Source organism: Streptomyces sp. WAC05292 (assembly GCF_003949955.1).
Lineage (GTDB): Bacteria > Actinomycetota > Actinomycetes > Streptomycetales > Streptomycetaceae > Streptomyces > Streptomyces globosus.
The window spans coordinates 1-1,969 of sequence record NZ_RPSE01000652.1; the positions used below are offsets into that span (position 1 = coordinate 1).

A 1,969-nucleotide genomic window follows, 5' to 3' on the forward strand; every position below is an offset into this window, starting at 1 on the left:
CGTCCACTCGGCACTGATCCCGACCGCCGAACAGGTCCGGGTGCCGGAGTGCACCACCCAGCGGCTCCTGGAGGCAGCGGGGCCGCCTCCAGGAGCCGCTGGGTGGTGCACTCCGGCACCCGGACCTGTTCGGCGGTCGGGATCAGTGCCGAGTGGACGTACCCCGCCTCGCCGGGGTGGGGGCTGCCGTCGGCCTCGATGACGTAGAACCAGCGCTTGTCGGACGGCGCGCGGGTGTCGGGGGCCGTGCCGTCGGTCCAGCACCACATGCGGACGGGGGTGTCGTCGGGAAGGAAGCGGAGGGACGACTCGTGGCAGCCGTGGCTTCCGTACGGAGCGGGGCCGGGACAAGGACGGATCTTGACGGGGTGACCGGGGCTGTCGGACTTCACGCGGCTGACGCCCGAGAACCGGGTGATCTCCGGGTGGGGCAGCGCGCCCGGCTTGCCGGCCATCTCGACGCCGGGCCGGTCGGGGGCGGTCGGCTCGCCGCGGCCCGCCAGGTATCCGGCTCCGGCGGCGGTAACGGCGACCGCCGTCACCGCCGCCGCGCTCAGCGCGAGCCTGCGGCTCTTCCGTCGGGGTGCATCGGATCGTGACACGGTTCGGCTCCCTCTCACCGGTGGTGCCGGTGGATGCGGTGTGGGCGCGGTGCGGAAGGGGTTCAGCAGGCGGGCAGGGGAGCAGTGCCGGCGTCGACGTATGCCGCGGGGACCCACTTGCCGGGCTGGACGCGGTACCACACGCCTTCACGGCCGGGGCCCTTGTAGCTGTCGCCGAGGGGGAAGGTCCGGCCGTTGGTGACCTGGCACTGGACGTAAAACTGCTGGCCGGGCTCGTAGAAGCCGTTGTGGTGCGCGTCGCCGCCTTCGGTGGGCGAGTCGTAGGCCCACACCCTCGGTGAGGGGTCGGTGCCGTTCGCGCCGTCGTCCGACCACTTGATCACGGCGGCGATGAGCAGCACCGCCGCGGTCCAGGCGGCCCGCCGCCTCCACCGCGGCTGTGCCAGGCGTCGCTGCGGTGTGCGGGGCCCGGGGTCGCCTCCGCATGCGCGGTAGCCGTCGGCCCATTGGGCGACGAGGCCGTCGGCGTCCTCGCCCGGCCGGTGCTCGGCGCGGGTCCGCACGCACAACTCGACTTCCGCCCAGTCCGGCGGGGCATCGGGGAGGGTCCGGTCGAGGACCCGGTCGAAGCCGTCGGCGGCGGCGCGCCCGGGAAATGCCGGGGCCGCCCTTTCGGCCATGGTCCGGCCCAGCTCGCCGAGCGTGTCGACGTCGAGGCCGTCCATCCAGAAGGTGTGGAGGGCTCGGCGGTAGTCCCGCCACGTGCGGGCCGTCCGTAACTGCTGCTGCCAAGTCCCCATGGCTGCCGCCCCTTTCGCGACCGTGCGGAGGACCAGCATCCCCGATGCCCCGGATGTCGCGTTCAGTGGGCTCTACACTCTGATGTCGATCTTGTCCGTGGCGGCCCGGGCCTTGCGGGGCCGTCTACGGGTGGGCCGGTTCCCAGGCGAGGAAACGGCCGATGTCGGCGGCGAAAGAGCGCATGGCTTCTCCGGCTTCCAGCCATGTCGTCGCCGAGGCGCTCCAGTCGCCGGCCGACCGCCGCCAGGGGCGCAGCGTCCAGGTCAGACCGATGTGCCCGCCGGAGCGGTGGACCGCCGTCACGGCCAGGTCGCCGTCGTGGGTCTGCCAGGTGCGCTCGCCGTCCCAGCCGCGGAAGTCCTCGGCCAGCCCGGCCAGGAAGGGTGCGAGGTCGCTGCCGCGGATCCAGGCCACGGCGCCGTCGAGCCGCGCGGCCATGCCCGGGGCCCACAGCTCCACCGCGTACTGCACGCAGTACCCGTCGGATGCGGACCGGTCCGCGAAGCGGACTCCGACGGAGGTGTCGTCCTGGCACTGCAGGGTCACGTGCGGCGAATCGTCGGGGTGGTTCACGGGACACACCGTAGTCGGGAGGGGGAGGGGGG

Annotated in this window: 3 protein-coding genes; all 3 read right to left on the reverse strand. The window is 73.4% G+C overall.

Annotation, left to right across the window (positions count from 1 at the left end; genetic code table 11):
• The coding region (locus EF903_RS32060) for a hypothetical protein (RefSeq protein ID WP_148142642.1) at positions 1 to 602 on the reverse strand (602 nt) is incomplete at its 3' end.
• A 62-nt stretch (positions 603 to 664) separates the two neighbouring features.
• Positions 665 to 1,363 (reverse strand): hypothetical protein, encoded by a 699-nt coding sequence (locus EF903_RS32065; RefSeq protein WP_125548467.1) that lies wholly within the window; start codon positions 1,361 to 1,363, stop codon positions 665 to 667.
• Positions 1,364 to 1,487: 124 nt separating this feature from the next.
• Complete coding sequence (locus EF903_RS32070; protein WP_260616209.1) at positions 1,488 to 1,937, reverse strand: DUF6228 family protein; 450 nt, start codon at positions 1,935 to 1,937, stop codon at positions 1,488 to 1,490.
• Positions 1,938 to 1,969: the final 32 nt, after the last annotated feature.